The organism is Bacillus paramycoides, from assembly GCF_001884235.1.
Taxonomy (GTDB): domain Bacteria; phylum Bacillota; class Bacilli; order Bacillales; family Bacillaceae_G; genus Bacillus_A; species Bacillus_A paramycoides.
In genome coordinates, this window is record NZ_MAOI01000069.1 from 1 (window position 1) to 15,064 (window position 15,064).

The 15,064-nt window shown below is 36.0% G+C and carries 16 protein-coding genes; 11 read left to right on the plus strand and 5 right to left on the minus strand.

The window, feature by feature from the left end:
- Positions 1-294 (plus strand): L-serine ammonia-lyase, iron-sulfur-dependent, subunit alpha (locus BAU28_RS12430; RefSeq protein ID WP_208610968.1); only part of this gene is annotated, 294 nt, incomplete at its 5' end.
- A gap of 47 nt (positions 295-341) precedes the next feature.
- On the opposite strand, the gene proI is transcribed toward BAU28_RS12430, so the two are convergent.
- Positions 342-1,181, minus strand: coding sequence for a pyrroline-5-carboxylate reductase ProI (proI, locus tag BAU28_RS12435; RefSeq protein WP_071718704.1), 840 nt, complete (start codon positions 1,179-1,181; stop codon positions 342-344).
- 166 nt (positions 1,182-1,347) lie between these two features.
- On the opposite strand from proI, the gene BAU28_RS12440 reads away from it, so the two are divergent.
- Positions 1,348-2,301, plus strand: a complete 954-nt coding sequence (locus BAU28_RS12440) for an MBL fold metallo-hydrolase (protein WP_002173369.1) — start codon at positions 1,348-1,350, stop codon at positions 2,299-2,301.
- 9 nt (positions 2,302-2,310) lie between these two features.
- The gene (locus BAU28_RS12445) at positions 2,311-3,105 is read left to right on the plus strand and encodes an SDR family oxidoreductase (RefSeq protein WP_048374133.1); all 795 of its coding nucleotides are present in this window, start codon (positions 2,311-2,313) and stop codon (positions 3,103-3,105) included.
- Positions 3,106-3,135: 30 nt separating this feature from the next.
- Here BAU28_RS12445 and BAU28_RS12450 read toward each other — a convergent pair whose 3' ends face one another.
- Positions 3,136-3,321, minus strand: a complete 186-nt coding sequence (locus BAU28_RS12450; RefSeq protein ID WP_002145860.1) for a YqzH family protein — start codon at positions 3,319-3,321, stop codon at positions 3,136-3,138.
- Between the two features lie 224 nt (positions 3,322-3,545).
- On the opposite strand from BAU28_RS12450, the gene argC reads away from it, so the two are divergent.
- The 7 genes from argC (at position 3,546) to BAU28_RS12485 (ending at position 9,672) form a co-directional block, all read left to right on the plus strand.
- Positions 3,546-4,583: an N-acetyl-gamma-glutamyl-phosphate reductase gene (gene argC, locus BAU28_RS12455; protein ID WP_071718705.1), complete on the plus strand. Its 1,038-nt coding sequence runs from the start codon at positions 3,546-3,548 to the stop codon at positions 4,581-4,583.
- A gap of 10 nt (positions 4,584-4,593) precedes the next feature.
- A complete protein-coding gene (argJ, locus tag BAU28_RS12460) occupies positions 4,594-5,817 on the plus strand; it encodes a bifunctional glutamate N-acetyltransferase/amino-acid acetyltransferase ArgJ (RefSeq protein ID WP_071718706.1) in 1,224 nt (407 codons plus the stop codon).
- A gap of 11 nt (positions 5,818-5,828) precedes the next feature.
- On the plus strand, positions 5,829-6,596 hold the full coding sequence (argB, locus tag BAU28_RS12465; RefSeq protein WP_071718707.1) for an acetylglutamate kinase: 768 nt from the start codon (positions 5,829-5,831) through the stop codon (positions 6,594-6,596).
- The gene (locus BAU28_RS12470) at positions 6,593-7,753 is read left to right on the plus strand and encodes an acetylornithine transaminase (protein ID WP_071718708.1); all 1,161 of its coding nucleotides are present in this window, start codon (positions 6,593-6,595) and stop codon (positions 7,751-7,753) included. Before argB ends, BAU28_RS12470 begins: the two co-directional genes overlap by 4 nt.
- Before the next feature lie 12 nt (positions 7,754-7,765).
- The gene (gene argF, locus BAU28_RS12475; protein ID WP_071718709.1) at positions 7,766-8,716 is read left to right on the plus strand and encodes an ornithine carbamoyltransferase; all 951 of its coding nucleotides are present in this window, start codon (positions 7,766-7,768) and stop codon (positions 8,714-8,716) included.
- 148 nt (positions 8,717-8,864) lie between these two features.
- Positions 8,865-9,416: a DUF2062 domain-containing protein gene (locus tag BAU28_RS12480; protein WP_025150106.1), complete on the plus strand. Its 552-nt coding sequence runs from the start codon at positions 8,865-8,867 to the stop codon at positions 9,414-9,416.
- 58 nt (positions 9,417-9,474) lie between these two features.
- Positions 9,475-9,672 carry a hypothetical protein gene (locus tag BAU28_RS12485; protein WP_071718710.1) on the plus strand — a complete coding sequence of 66 codons (198 nt, stop codon included), beginning with the start codon at positions 9,475-9,477 and terminating at the stop codon, positions 9,670-9,672.
- A gap of 24 nt (positions 9,673-9,696) precedes the next feature.
- On the opposite strand, the gene BAU28_RS12490 is transcribed toward BAU28_RS12485, so the two are convergent.
- Entirely contained in the window at positions 9,697-10,143 is a 447-nt protein-coding gene (locus BAU28_RS12490; protein ID WP_002173352.1) for a MarR family winged helix-turn-helix transcriptional regulator, read from the minus strand.
- 72 nt (positions 10,144-10,215) lie between these two features.
- Positions 10,216-10,995, minus strand: coding sequence for a GDSL-type esterase/lipase family protein (locus BAU28_RS12495; protein WP_002173351.1), 780 nt, complete (start codon positions 10,993-10,995; stop codon positions 10,216-10,218).
- Positions 10,996-11,266: 271 nt separating this feature from the next.
- Between BAU28_RS12495 and cpdB the strand changes: the two genes are divergently transcribed.
- Positions 11,267-13,627: a bifunctional 2',3'-cyclic-nucleotide 2'-phosphodiesterase/3'-nucleotidase gene (cpdB, locus tag BAU28_RS12500; RefSeq protein ID WP_071718711.1), complete on the plus strand. Its 2,361-nt coding sequence runs from the start codon at positions 11,267-11,269 to the stop codon at positions 13,625-13,627.
- Between the two features lie 57 nt (positions 13,628-13,684).
- Here the strand turns inward: cpdB and nhaC are convergent, their stop codons facing one another.
- Positions 13,685-15,058 carry a Na+/H+ antiporter NhaC gene (nhaC, locus tag BAU28_RS12505; protein WP_071718712.1) on the minus strand — a complete coding sequence of 458 codons (1,374 nt, stop codon included), beginning with the start codon at positions 15,056-15,058 and terminating at the stop codon, positions 13,685-13,687.
- Positions 15,059-15,064 lie beyond the last annotated feature (6 nt).

Genomic DNA, 15,064 nt, shown 5'->3' on the forward strand with positions numbered 1-15,064 from the left:
ATGGCGATTTCTTTAAAGAACATGCTTGGTTTAGTATGTGATCCTGTTGCAGGGCTTGTAGAAGTACCTTGTGTAAAACGGAATGCAGCAGGTGCTTCAAATGCCATGATTTCAGCTGATTTATCATTAGCTGGTGTAACTAGCACAATTCCATGTGACGAAGTAATTGAGGCGATGTTTAGAATCGGACAAACGATGCCAGTAGCACTTCGTGAAACAGCTGAAGGTGGACTTGCAGCAACACCGACAGGTCGTCGTCTGCAAGAAGAGATCTTTGGGAAGAGTAATAATTAAGAATAATTATGAGAAAACGGAGCTCAAATAAAGTTGAGCTCCGTTTTCTATTTTTCGTTTGTGATTTGTTCTAATGTTTTTCCGAGATCATGTGATCGTTTCGTCGCTTGTGTAATACATGAAACTAGTGCTTGTTGAAAATTATGCTCCCGTAATACTTCTATTCCTGCTTCGGTAGTTCCGCCAGGAGAAGTAATTTCTTTTCGCAAAATAGAAGGGTGTTTTTCACTTGCTTTTAGCATTTCAGCAGCACCAATCATCGTTTGAAGAATAAGTGATTTTGCAACAGTTTCTTTCAGACCAATTTTTTTTGCAGCTTCTTCCATTGCTTCCACTACGTAATAAATATAAGCTGGTCCGCTTCCGGATAATGCAGTGACAGCATGCATATCTTCTTCCTCTACAACAGAGACGAGGCCAATCGTCTCAAATAAAGCTGTTGCAGTGCGAATATGTTCTTCCGTTGCATGTTCTGAAGGTGAGATGGCGGTAGCAGATTTTAAAATAGCCGCAGATGTATTTGGCATTGCACGAATAATCGGAATGTCTTTTTGAAGTAGGTTTCTAATTGAATGGGTAGAAACACCTGCCAATAACGAGATAATAAGCAGGTTGTTATTTATATGTTCTTTAAGAGGGATAATCGCTTCTGCGACATCTTTTGGCTTCATAGCTAGAAAAAGAATATTTGCATCAGTAAGTAATTCTTTTTTGTTATGTGTACCTTTAGTCCCGTATTTTTTATGTAACTCCTGTAATCGTGTCTCGTTAGAACGATTACTTACAGTAATATGTTCCCCTTTGACAACATTTGCGTCTAATAAACCACCAATAATTGCTTCGGCAATAGAGCCTGCACCGAGAAAGGAAATATTTTGAATAGACATGATGTTCCTCCTTTAAATTTGGTTAGAAATGCTTATAAATGTACATACATTCGTTTTTTTGGGGGAAATACCTCTTTTTATCTGAAAATAATGACAAATTTGTGGAGAAGTTGTAAACTGAAGAGGTATTCATTTTTGAACCGGAAAGAAACAGGGGGGGCTAAGCATGACGGCGATTCATCGAATGGAGATTCCTGTTCCATTTGCAGTTGAGACAGTGAATGTGTTTTTAGTTGAGGGAGAAACATTAACGTTAATTGATACAGGGACAAATACAGAAGAGGCAAAGAAGGCACTAGAAAGTCATTTAGATGTATTAGGATATAAGATAGAAGATATTGAAACGGTAGTGATTACGCATCACCATGCGGATCATTGTGGACTTTTAAATACATTTTCTGAAAAAGTAAATATTATCGGACATCCTTGGAATGAACCATGGATTACGCAGAATGCCGAGTTTTTAAAGCGGTATCATGAATTTTTTAAAGAGACAGCACTACAGTTCGGAGTTCCAGCAGCATTTTTGAATGATGAGGCACTATTGACGACGAAGACACTTAAATATTCTTGTAATAGATCGTTAACACACACTGTGAGAGAGGGAGATCGTATAGATTCGTTACCTGGATTTACAGTGATTGAAACGCCAGGTCATGCTTCTACTCATATTTCATTATATAGAGAATCTGATGGAATATTAATTGGTGGGGATGCGCTCATTAGTCATATTTCTTCTAATCCAATATTAGAACCACCATATGAAGGGCAAACAGAAAGAGCACGTCCATTATTGCAGTACAATCAAACGTTAAAACGTTTAAGTGAGATGAATATTTCACGTATTTTATCAGGACATGGGGAAGATGTTTTGAATGTGAAACAACTTATTGAAACGAGGTTACAAAAGCAAGAAACACGAGCGTTTAAAGTGCTTGAGTTATTAAAAGAAAAGCCAATGACAGCATTTGAAGTATGTGTAAAATTATTTCCGGTATTATATAAAGAACAATTGCCACTTACTATCTCAGAAACTGTTGGACAATTAGACTTTTTAGCATATAATCAACAAGTGATGATTGATGAATCTTCACAACAATTGATTTATTATGCAAAGTAGGTGACAGCAATGACGGGACGTTTACAAGAAAAAGTAATCGTCATTACAGGTGCTTCTAGTGGAATTGGAGAGCAAGTCGCAATGCAGGTTGCGGAGCAAGGAGCGACTCCAGTATTAATGGCTCGAACAGAAGAGAAACTACAAGCATTAGCAGAAAAAATTAAAGCAACTTATAATACGCCTTGCTATTACTATGTATTAGATGTAAGTGAAGAAACGAAAGTACAATCAGTTTTTTCAAAGGTATTACAAGAAGTAGGACGTATTGATATATTGGTAAACAATGCGGGATTTGGTATTTTTAAAACATTTGAAGATGCGTCAATGGATGAAGTAAAGGATATGTTTCAAGTAAATGTATTTGGATTAGTAGCTTGTACGAAAGCAGTATTACCTTATATGGTAACAAGGAACGAAGGACAAATTATAAATATTGCTTCATTGGCTGGAAAAATTGCAACTCCGAAGTCGAGTGCTTATGCAGCAACAAAACACGCTGTATTAGGATTTACGAATAGTTTACGTATGGAGTTATCTAACACAAATGTGTATGTAACAGCAATTAACCCGGGACCGATAGATACGAACTTTTTTGAAATAGCCGATCAATCAGGTACATATGTGAAAAATATGGGACGTTACATGTTAAAACCAACATATGTAGCAGAACAAATCGTAAAGGCGATGCAAACGAAAAAACGTGAAGTAAACTTGCCGAAGTGGATGGGAATTGGGCCGAAGCTCTATGCATTATTCCCGGGGGTATTTGAACGTGTTGCAGGTAAATCATTAAGTAAAAAATAGGAGATTTCCATATGGAAATCTCCTATTTTTTTATTTTCCGGTCACATAATCGTAAACGATATCTTCAACCGCCTCGTACACATCAATTTCAGTATTTGAATGAATTATCGTTTGAATATGTTTAATTAACATTTCCTGATCCTCTTTTGAAACAGGATTACATTGATATTGCCGAAAACTTTTTGTAATCATTTTCTCAATTAATTTTTCATTCATGTTTTTCCCCGCCCATATGTATACATGTATTGTTTTATTGTACTTGAAGTGAAATAAAAATACTACCATACATAATTTTTGTATAAAAATTCATCTGCGTATATTATTTTTCTAGTAAAATTAAGTTTTTAAAGTTTTTAAAATTAATAAATATTTAATTGACTCTATAAATATACAATATTATAATCATACTTAATTTAAAGAATCGATTTAAGGAGGAGCATATGAAAGTCGCAATTATTGGAGCAACTGGATATGGAGGTATTGAATTAATTAGGTTATTAGAGCAACACCCCTACTTCTCAATAGCATCTCTCCACTCCTTTTCGCAAGTTGGTGAATGTATAGCGAATGCATATCCGCATTTGCGGAGTGTTCTCGTTCATAAGTTGCAAGAAATTGATGTGGATGAAATAAGGAAGGTAGCGGAGATTGTATTTTTAGCAACGCCCGCGGGAGTATCTGTGGAGCTCACACCAAAATTATTAGAAGTAGGTTTAAAAGTAATTGATTTATCGGGTGACTTTCGTATGGTAGATCCTTCGCTATATGAAATGTGGTATAAGCGGCCAGCTGCAAAGGGAGAGATTCTCAGAAAAGCAGTGTATGGATTAAGCGAATGGAAAAGGGAAGAGGTTAGGTGCGCTGAATTAATTGCAAATCCGGGATGTTTTGCAACAGCGACATTGCTAGCGGTAGCGCCGTTAATGCAAAACGGGATAGTTGAAGAAGATTCAATTATTATAGATGCAAAGTCAGGAGTATCAGGAGCGGGAAAAACACCAACAACAATGACTCACTTTCCAGAACTATACGATAATCTTCACATTTATAAAGTAAATAAGCATCAGCACGTTCCTGAGATTGAGCAAATGCTTATAGAATGGAATGATGAAGCGAAGCCAATTACATTTAGTACACATTTAATACCGATATCACGAGGGATTATGGTTACACTCTATGCAAAAGTAAAACAAAAAATCAAAATGCAACAACTTCAAAAGTTGTATGAAGAAACGTATCACAACTCAGCTTTCGTTCGAATTCGTTCTCAAGGAAAATTCCCAAGCCCGAAAGAAGTAAGAGGCTCAAATTATTGTGATATTGGGTTAGCCTACGATGAAAGAACAGAAAGAATTACAGTAGTTTCTGTTATAGATAATATGATGAAAGGTGCAGCGGGGCAAGCGATTCAAAATGCAAATATATTAGCGGGATTGGAAGAGGCAACGGGTTTACAGCATATACCGCTTTATCCATAAGGGGGAAATTATGATTAAAGAATCGTCCATTAATAAATTAGAAAATGGTTCAATTGTCACTCCGAAAGGCTTTTCGGCAATTGGTACTGCAAATGGTTTGAAAAAGGAGAAAAAGGATATAGGTGTAATCATTTGTGAAGTGCCAGCATCGTGTGCCGTTGTTTATACAACAAATCAAATGCAAGCAGCGCCGTTGCAAGTAACGAAAGATAGTATAGCGGCGGAAGGGAAATTACAAGTAATCGTCGTTAATAGTGGAAATGCAAATGCTTGTACGGGAATGAAAGGATTGCAAGATGCTTACGAGATGCGAACATTAGGAGCTGAACACTTTGGAGTAAAAACGAATTACGTCGCGGTCGCTTCAACAGGTGTAATTGGAGTACCTTTACCGATGGATATAATTCGAGAGGGAATTGAATCACTTGTACCAACAAAGGAAGTAAGTGAAGCTCATTCTTTTTGTGAAGCGATTTTAACGACGGATCTTATGACGAAAGAATCTTGCTATGAGATGATAATTGACGGAAAAGAAGTAACAATTGCTGGGGTCGCAAAAGGTTCTGGGATGGTTCATCCCAATATGGCAACGATGCTTAGTTTTATTACAACAGACGCTAATATAGAGCATGACGTATTACAAACAGCACTATCACAAATTACGAATCATACATTTAATCAAATTACGGTGGATGGAGATACTTCTACGAATGATATGGTCATCGTTATGGCAAGTGGATTATCAGAAACGAAGCCAATAAGTATGGAACATAAAGAGTGGGAAACTTTCGTAGTTGCTTTACAAAAGGTATGTGAAGATTTAGCAAAAAAAATTGCGCAAGATGGTGAAGGGGCTACGAAGTTAATAGAAGTAAATGTGCTAGGGGCTCGAACAAACGAAGAAGCAAAGAAAATCGCAAAGCAAATTGTCGGTTCGAGTCTTGTGAAAACAGCAATATACGGTGAAGACCCAAATTGGGGGCGAATAATTAGTAGTATTGGCCAAAGTGAAGTAGCTATTAATCCAAATACAATTGATATCACCCTTCAATCTATCAATGTGTTAAAAAATAGTGAACCTCAAATGTTTTCTGCAGAGGGAATGAAAAAAAAATTACAAGAACATGAAATTATTATTGATGTGTATTTACATTTAGGAGAAGAAACTGGATCTGCTTGGGGCTGCGACTTAAGTTATGAATATGTGAAAATAAACGCTTGTTATCGTACATAAGGAGAGAGAAGATGAGTGATTATATTGTAGTTAAATGCGGCGGGAGCATGTTGAATCGATTAAATAGTGCGTTTTTTGAGTGCATAAAGAAATTGCAACAGAAGTATAAGGTAGTGATTGTCCATGGCGGTGGCCCAGAAATTGATGCTAAGTTAGAAGACTATAATATCAAGGTAGAAAAGAAAGATGGATTACGAGTAACGCCGAAAGAGGTTATGGATGTTGTTCAAATGGTGCTATGCGGAAGTACGAATAAAAAGTTTGTAATGAATTTACAAAAGCATAATTTACTTGCAGTGGGGCTTTCAGGGTGTGACGGTAATTTACTTCAAGTTCAACCTGCCAGCGAAGGGATAGGATATGTGGGAGAAGTAAGTTATGTAGAAACAGCCTTATTAAAAGGATTAATAAATATGAATTATATTCCTGTTATTGCTCCAATCGGGATAAATGATAATGAGATTTATAACATAAATGCTGATACCGCTGCAGCTGGAATTGCGGTCGCATTATCCGCAAAAGAACTCATTTTTATTACGGATGTAGATGGAATATTACATGAAGGAAAATTGGTAAAGAAAACGGACGAATCTGAAATTGTTACTTTTATAGAAAAAGGAGTTATTACAGGCGGGATGATTCCGAAAGTACAGGCGGCACTGACATCTTTAAAAATGGGAGTGCAAAAGGTAAGTATTGTGAACGGTACAAAAGATTTTACTGAAGTTACAGGAGAGTGTATCGGAACGACGGTAACGAAAGGAGTGAGTATCGTATGACAAGTCATCTTTTTCAAACGTATGGGAGAAGAAATATTGAGTTTGTAAAGGGAAATGGAACGAAAGTTATTGATAAAAATGGTAACCAGTATTTAGATTTTACGTCGGGAATTGGCGTATGTAATTTAGGACATTGTCACCCTACTGTTATGAAAGCTGTACAAGAGCAACTTGATGATATATGGCATATATCTAACCTGTTTACAAACAGCTTACAAGAAGAAGTCGCGTCATTATTAACAGAAAATATAGCATTAGATTATGTGTTTTTCTGTAATAGCGGAGCAGAGGCGAATGAAGCTGCTTTGAAGTTAGCCCGTAAGCATACTGAAAAATCTCTCGTCGTAACATGTGAGCAATCTTTTCACGGTAGAACATTCGGAACGATGAGTGCGACGGGGCAAAATAAAGTGAAAGAAGGATTTGGTCCACTACTTCCGTCTTTTTTACATACCCCTTTTAACGATATTAAGGCGTTAGAGGAAGTAATGAATGAAGAAGTTGCGGCGGTAATGGTAGAAGTTGTTCAAGGAGAGGGAGGAGTAATACCTGCTGATCTATCTTTTTTGAAAGCGATTGAAACATTATGTAATAAGTTCGGTTCATTATTTATTATAGACGAAGTACAAACAGGGATCGGAAGAACAGGAACACTATTTGCTTACGAACAAATGGGAATAGATCCTGATATCGTTACCACTGCTAAGGCTCTTGGAAATGGCATTCCCGTTGGAGCGATGATTGGCCGGAAAGAACTTGGAACGTCGTTTACTGCAGGATCACACGGTTCAACGTTTGGTGGGAATTATATTGCAATGGCTGCAGTGAAAGAAGTATTGCAAGTAAGTAAGAAACCATCGTTTTTAAAAAAAGTAAAGGAAAAGGGCGAGTACGTATTAGAGAAGTTGCGAGAGGAATTACGACATGTCGAATGTATTCAAAATATACGTGGTAAGGGGCTTATGATTGGGATTGAGTGTAAGCATGAAGTTGCAAGTTTTATAGAACAACTAGAAGAAGCAGGACTTCTCGTATTACAAGCAGGACCTAATGTTATAAGACTATTACCGCCACTTATTGTAACGAATGAAGAATTAGAACAGGCAGTATATATGATAAAAAAAGTAGTTTGTACAAAAAAAGTATCAATTATATAAGGGGGAAACTTCATGTCAACTGTACAAGTACCGAAATTAAATACGAAAGATCTTTTAACACTAGAGGAATTAACGCAAGAAGAAATCATTTCTTTAATTGAATTTGCTATATATTTAAAAAAGAATAAGCAGGAGCCTTTATTACAAGGAAAAATATTAGGTCTCATTTTTGATAAACATTCAACTCGTACTCGCGTTTCTTTTGAAGCAGGGATGGTACAGCTTGGAGGACATGGAATGTTTTTAAATGGAAAAGAGATGCAAATGGGTAGAGGAGAAACGGTGTCAGATACTGCGAAAGTACTGTCTCATTATATTGATGGGATTATGATACGTACATTCTCACATTCGGATGTAGAAGAGCTTGCGAAAGAATCGAGTATTCCTGTTATTAATGGATTAACGGATGATCATCACCCTTGTCAAGCGTTGGCAGATTTAATGACGATATATGAAGAAGTTCATGCGTTTAAAGGAATTAAATTGGCTTATGTAGGTGATGGGAATAATGTATGTCATTCATTGTTGCTAGCGAGTGCAAAAGTCGGAATGAATATGACTGTTGCAACGCCCGTAGGGTATGAACCGAATGAGGAAATTGTAAAAAAAGCGTTAGCGATTGCTGAAGAAACAGGAGCTGAAATTGAAATTTTGCATAATCCTGAATTAGCGGTAAACGAAGCGGACTTTATTTATACTGACGTTTGGATGAGCATGGGGCAAGAGGGAGAAGAAGAGAAATATACTTTATTTCAACCTTACCAAATCAATAAAGAACTTGTTATGCATGCGAAGGAAACATATCGTTTCTTACACTGTTTACCTGCCCATCGTGAAGAAGAAGTAACAGGAGAGATAATAGACGGGCCACAGTCTGTTGTCTTTGAGCAAGCTGGTAATCGATTGCATGCTCAAAAAGCGTTATTAGTGAGTTTGTTTCAAAATACTGGAAAACCTTCCTGAAAAGGAAGGTTTTTTTTATTGAAATGTCGGATGTATATTTGGTTAATTATTTCTATATCATTTATAATAAAAAGAGAAAATTAATTTTTTTTTCATATTATGTAGGGACATACTAGATAGAAAAAATATAGTTAAAGAGATGATAATTGTGAAAACAACTAAGAAGACATATTCGTTTTTTCAGCGGATGTGGAGAATATTAAAGTTTCAATATTATAAGTTACTGCGATCGCCAGAGGGAGCAAAGAAAGTGTCGTTAGGCTTTGCTATTGGATTTGGTTTAGAAATGTTAGTAATTTATACGGCATCGCTCGTATATTTAATATTTTATCCAATTGTCAGGTTGGCAAAGGGATCTTTTCCAGCCGCAGTCATTGGCAATATTATTGGGAAAATATCGTTTCTCCCAGTATTTTTATTTCCATTTGCTTACGCGTTAGGGAAAACGATTTATCCATTTCATGTAAAGAAAATACATCATGAACCATTTACGATATCAGATTTGTTTTCGAGCCATATTTTCACAATGTTAAAGAGCTTATTACAGAGTGAAGTGTATGTATTGATTGGTATGACGATAATAGGAGTTGTGTTTGGGGTAATTTCATATTTCGTTGTGCATTATTTATATGAAAAGAATCGTAAGTTACGTTTGAAGAAAAGAAAGAAACGAGTGAGAGAACCACTTGTACAAATATAAAGAATGTCACATTCATTTTCTCCGTTGAATATGTTTAAGAAAAAGGGGGAGAGAATGAATGTATTATTATTACGTACCTCAAGTATACTCGTATTCAACATATTATCCGGTACATGATATGCGAAGACAATTTGGAGTGTATCAACAACCGCAGCAATTACAACAACCTCAACAACAGAATACGCAAGAGCGAAAGCCATATTTAATGACATGGCCGTATTCAAATGTTTATTATGGTAATTATTACGAATCATAAAGCTGCTTCTATTTAGAAGCAGCTTTATACGTTTGTTTTCAAAATTAAATTTTGAATGGTTTGAAGAGAATAAATGAGCTTTTCGCGCTCTTCCTCAGATAATGTTTGGAAATTTTCTTTTAGTTTGTCTAAAATGAATTGCTGATACTGACCTACTAGCAATTTCCCTTCAGCTGTTAGGGAAATTAAAATGACCCGTCGATCTTTTTCGCTATAATGACGCTCTATTAGTTCTTCTTGAATGAGTTTGTTTAATAGAGGGGTCATGTTAGGCCGTGATATCGCTAGCCGCTTGCCAATTTCTGAAACTGCTAATGTACCATTTTCATGCAAAAGCAGTAACACCTGTGTATGTGATGGCGGCATATGTCTTTGAGAAGAAAATTCTCCAGGAAGCATAAATTTGCGATAAAAAAGAGGCACTAGCGAAAGCAGATGATCAACGATACGTTCCCACTCACGTGATTCCATGTAAAGGCCCCCTTCCACTATCATTGTAACAAAAAAGACAAGGTATAAAAATAGAATTGTTTCATGGTCGCCTTAATATTTGTAGGATAACACTTGCTTTGTAAATGTATTGGCAATAATCGCATAGCCGTTATCATTTGGGTGTACTTGGTCAAATAGTAAATCTTTTTTATCATTCGATATTAATTTTCGAATTGGTAAAACGATAGATGGTTGATTCGCTTTTGAAATAGCATAAACAGAATCATTCCAACCATCTAAAAACATATCTGCATAACTGGCAATGGAGTCATCGAGTTGTAAAGGGTTATAGAGTTCAGAGAGAATGAGTAAAGCATTCGGATTTTGATCTCGAACTGTCTTTACAATGTTTTTTACATCCGTTTCGAAACGAGCTTTTTCTTTATTTAGCATTTTAATACCATCTATAACACCTACATCACGATTTAAGCGAAATAAATTATTTCCCCCAATATTAATAGTAATGATATTCGCTTCCCTAATTTTTTGTTGAACTTCTTCGGACTGAACTTTTTTAGCGAGACGATCCGTAGTAAGGCCATTTACACCAAGATTTTCTACTGTAATTGGTTTATGAATTTGTTCTTCCAGTTGTCTGGAAGCTAATTCGGCAAATCCCCCCTGTGTAGACCCATATCCTTTGGCGAGTGAATCACCTAATACGAGGTGATAAAAGGAGTCGTTCGTTTGTTTATCAATCCAACTTGGAGCAGATGGTTTTTCTGTTTTTTCTTTAATTTCTTTTTGTTTTGTCTCATCGTTCTTTTCAAAATTAGAATAAGAAATGATTAGAAGGAGGAGACAAACAATTGTTAAGATGACTTTTCTCATAAATTCATCCTCCTTGTAATTGGTAATTGTATCATATTCAGCAGTATAAGCAATGTAAGGGCATATTATATATTTATGAAAACTTCACAATAACTTTACAGAAAATTTGTAGAAGTGTGTCAAAAAATATTGACGATATGAAAGAAGTTTAGATATGATAATGTCAGATAAGGTGAAAATCGTCGCTCTAATAGAAGAAAAAAGTATGTGGTTAGGGACTGATGGAGATTCATTTCATTATTTTGGGGTAATTGTATAAGGGGGATTTTTTGTGAGAAAGTCAAAAAAAATGCTAGCTGGAGCAACTCTTGCTATTGGTGTTATAGCGCCGCAAGTATTGCCAACAACAGCTCATGCAGAGGAAAAAACTGGGGAGAGTACAGTTAACTTACGAATTTTAGAAACATCAGATATTCACGTTAACTTAATGAATTATGATTATTATCAAACGAAAACAGATAATAAAGTAGGTCTCGTGCAAACTGCAACCCTTGTTAATAAAGCGCGTGAAGAAGCGAAGAACTCTGTCCTATTTGATGATGGGGATGCATTGCAAGGGACGCCGCTTGGGGATTATGTGGCGAATAAAATAAATGATCCGAAGAATCCTGTTGATCCAAGTTATGTACATCCATTATATCGTTTAATGAATTTAATGAAGTATGACGTCATCTCTCTTGGGAATCATGAATTCAACTACGGTTTAGATTATTTAAACAAAGTGATTAGTAAAACGAAGTTCCCAGTTATTAACTCGAATGTTTATAAAGATGATCATGATAATAATGAAGCGAACGATGAAAATTATTTTAAACCATATCATATTTTTGAGAAAGAAGTAGTGGATGAATCAGGTGAAAAACAAAAAGTGAAAATTGGTGTAATGGGATTTGTTCCACCTCAAGTTATGAACTGGGATAAAGCGAATTTAGAAGGAAAAGTAAAAGCGAAAGATATTGTTCAAACAGCGAAGAAAATGGTACCGAAAATGAAAGCAGAAGGTGCAGACGTTATCGTTGCATTAGCTCATTCAGGTGTTGATAAGAGTGGGTACAATGTTGGGATGGAAAATGCATCGTTTTATTTAACAGAAGTGCCTGATGTTGATGCAGTATTAATGGGACATTCACATACTGAAGTGCAGGATATATTTAATGGAGTTCCAGTTGTAATGCCTGGCGTTTTTGGCAGTAACTTAGGTATTATTGATATGCAATTGAAAAAGGTAAACGGAAAATGGGAAGTACAAAAAAAGGATCAATCTAAGCCAGAACTTCGTAAGATTGCTGATGGTAAAGGAAACGCATTAGTAGAATCAGATCAAAAATTAGTTAATGAAATTAAAGATGACCACGAAGCAACAATTAATTATGTTAATACACCTGTAGGTAAAACGACAGCGCCAATTAATAGTTATTTTTCATTAGTACAAGATGATCCTTCTGTACAACTTGTGACGAATGCCCAAAAATGGTATGTAGAAAAGTTATTTGCTGAAAATGGACAATATAGTAAATATAAGGGGATTCCAGTTTTATCTGCAGGAGCACCATTTAAAGCAGGTGGCCGAAACGGTGCTACATACTATACTGATATTCCGGCTGGAACTTTAGCGATTAAAAACGTTGCAGATTTATATGTATATCCAAATACATTATATGCTGTGAAAGTAAATGGAGCACAGGTAAAAGAATGGCTTGAAATGTCTGCTGGTCAGTTTAATCAAATCGATCCAAAGAAAACAGAAGAACAGCCATTAGTAAATGTAAACTATCCTACATATAACTTTGATATTTTAGATGGTTTAAAATACGAAATTGATGTGACGCAACCAGCGAAATACGACAAAGATGGAAAAGTTGTAAATGCAAATACGAATCGTATTGTAAATATGACGTATGAAGGTAAGCCTGTAGCTGACGATCAAGCGTTCATCGTAGCGACAAATAACTATCGTGGAAGTAGCCAAACGTTCCCTGGTGTAAGTAAAGGGGAGGTTGTATACCAATCACAAGATGAAACACGTCAAATCATTGTGAAGTATATGCAAGAAACACCCGTTATTGATCCAGCAGCCGATCAAAATTGGACATTTAAACCGATTGTTGCAGATAAATTAAATACAACATTTGACTCTTCACCAAATGCACAAAAGCATATAAAGAAAGATGGAAAAATATCATATGTTGGACCATCTGAAAATGAATTTGCTAAATATGCAATTGATATAACGAAGAAGAATGATGATAAAGAAACTGGTGGAGGAAATCAAACGACGCCACCGAAAGGTGATGGAGAAAATCCGAAGACACCGTCAACAGATAATGGAGAAAATCCGAAGACACCGTCAACAGATAATGGAGAAAACCCAACACCACCAACAACAGAAGACGGCAATAATGGTAATGAGCCAAAACAAGAAGGAAACAACACTGGATCTGGACAAACTACAACAGATGATCAAAATACAAAAGAAACAACAACAACTGTAAGTGAAAATAAAGAAGCTGAAAAAGATGAACATGATTTACCGAAAACAGGTGCAAGTGTTGCTTCTACAATTGGAGCTGGTCTGGCGTTTGTTGGAGCAGGATTACTTATGTTATTTAGAAGAAAGAAAGCAAGTAAATAGTAAAGTATTGTATGAGAAAAGGATTACCGATTACGGTAATCCTTTTTTATGTGTATATTATGAAACTGGTACTGCTTTTTCTTTTTTCCATGAAAGACCGAATCCAGTAAAGCCAACGATAATAGTTACGACTGGACAAGCTAAGCAGAAGATTGCGTATGGAACATAATCGAATGTTGGAACACTAAGGACGTTTGATAAGAATACGCCACTTACACCCCAAGGTACGAGCGGATTAATTACTGTACCAGCATCTTCTAATACTCGTGATAAATTACGACGTTCTAAACCGACTTCATCGTATTTGTTAGCGAATGCTTGTCCTGTTAAAACAATTGATAAGTATTGTTCGCCGAGTAAGAAGTTTACACCAATTGCAGTTGAAGCGGTAGAGATGATTAAGCGTGTACTTGTCTTTACAAAGCTAGAGATGATATTCATAAGCTGTGTGATAATACCCATTCCTTGTAGTAAACCACCCATACATAGAGCGAGGAAAATAAGAGCAATTGACATCATCATACTTTGTAAGCCACCGCGAGATAATAAGCTATCAATATCTTTTATACCAGTTTTTGAAATGTAACCGTCCTGCATAATTTTCATTAAATCAGGTAGAGACGTACTTGGCTTGAAAATAAAGAGAATAATGATTCCTACTACGATTCCAGCAAGTAATGTTGGAACTGCGGGCACCTTTTTAAATGCGAATAGGAATAGTAATAAAATCGGAATAAGTGTAACGATAGAAATCGTTGCATTTTTTTCTAATGTACTAATAAAGGTTGTAAAATCAACGTCGCCTTTAGTGCCGCTGCCTAAAATGAAAAATGCAATAAAAGCAATAATGAAAGCAGGGACTGTTGTCCAAAGCATGTTACGAATATGTTCAAATAAATCTACACCCGTTACAGCTGGAGCTAAGTTTGTTGTATCAGATAAAGGAGACATTTTATCTCCAAAGAAAGCACCAGAAATAATTGCACCGGCGATAAGAGCTGGATCGTATCCAAGAGCACTACCCATGCCCATAAAGGCAAGGCCTACGGTTGCAGCAGTTGTAAACGCACTACCAATACTCGTTCCAACAATTGCACAAACAACAAAAACAGTTGGAATGAAAATTTTCGGAGATACAAGTTGGAAGCCGTATACCATTAAAGTTGGAATTGTTCCAGCTGCGATCCAAACGCTGATTAATACGCCTACAAGTAAGAAAATAAATATAGATGGAATACCAGCTGAAATACTACTGATCATCCCTTTTTCCATAGTAGACCAAGAGATTTTTTTCATAAAGCCAAACGCTAATAAAATAACGATACCGAATAAAATTGGGATATGCGGTGAAACTTCTAATTGAATAACACTAAAACCAATACAGAAAAAGATAAAAATTGTTAAAAGAACAGATTCAATTTTTGAAACCATTGTTTT

Excerpts from the sequence above, each read along its gene's own strand:
- proI (WP_071718704.1), bottom strand. The coding sequence starts at position 1,181 with ATGTCTATTCAAAATATTTCCTTTCTCGGTGCAGGCTCTATTGCCGAA.
- BAU28_RS12440 (WP_002173369.1), top strand. The coding sequence starts at position 1,348 with ATGACGGCGATTCATCGAATGGAGATTCCTGTTCCATTTGCAGTTGAG.
- BAU28_RS12445 (WP_048374133.1), top strand. The coding sequence starts at position 2,311 with ATGACGGGACGTTTACAAGAAAAAGTAATCGTCATTACAGGTGCTTCT.
- BAU28_RS12450 (WP_002145860.1), bottom strand. The coding sequence starts at position 3,321 with ATGAATGAAAAATTAATTGAGAAAATGATTACAAAAAGTTTTCGGCAA.
- argC (WP_071718705.1), top strand. The coding sequence starts at position 3,546 with ATGAAAGTCGCAATTATTGGAGCAACTGGATATGGAGGTATTGAATTA.
- argJ (WP_071718706.1), top strand. The coding sequence starts at position 4,594 with ATGATTAAAGAATCGTCCATTAATAAATTAGAAAATGGTTCAATTGTC.
- argB (WP_071718707.1), top strand. The coding sequence starts at position 5,829 with ATGAGTGATTATATTGTAGTTAAATGCGGCGGGAGCATGTTGAATCGA.
- BAU28_RS12470 (WP_071718708.1), top strand. The coding sequence starts at position 6,593 with ATGACAAGTCATCTTTTTCAAACGTATGGGAGAAGAAATATTGAGTTT.
- argF (WP_071718709.1), top strand. The coding sequence starts at position 7,766 with ATGTCAACTGTACAAGTACCGAAATTAAATACGAAAGATCTTTTAACA.
- BAU28_RS12485 (WP_071718710.1), top strand. The coding sequence starts at position 9,475 with ATGTATTATTATTACGTACCTCAAGTATACTCGTATTCAACATATTAT.
- BAU28_RS12490 (WP_002173352.1), bottom strand. The coding sequence starts at position 10,143 with ATGGAATCACGTGAGTGGGAACGTATCGTTGATCATCTGCTTTCGCTA.
- BAU28_RS12495 (WP_002173351.1), bottom strand. The coding sequence starts at position 10,995 with ATGAGAAAAGTCATCTTAACAATTGTTTGTCTCCTCCTTCTAATCATT.
- nhaC (WP_071718712.1), bottom strand. The coding sequence starts at position 15,058 with ATGGTTTCAAAAATTGAATCTGTTCTTTTAACAATTTTTATCTTTTTC.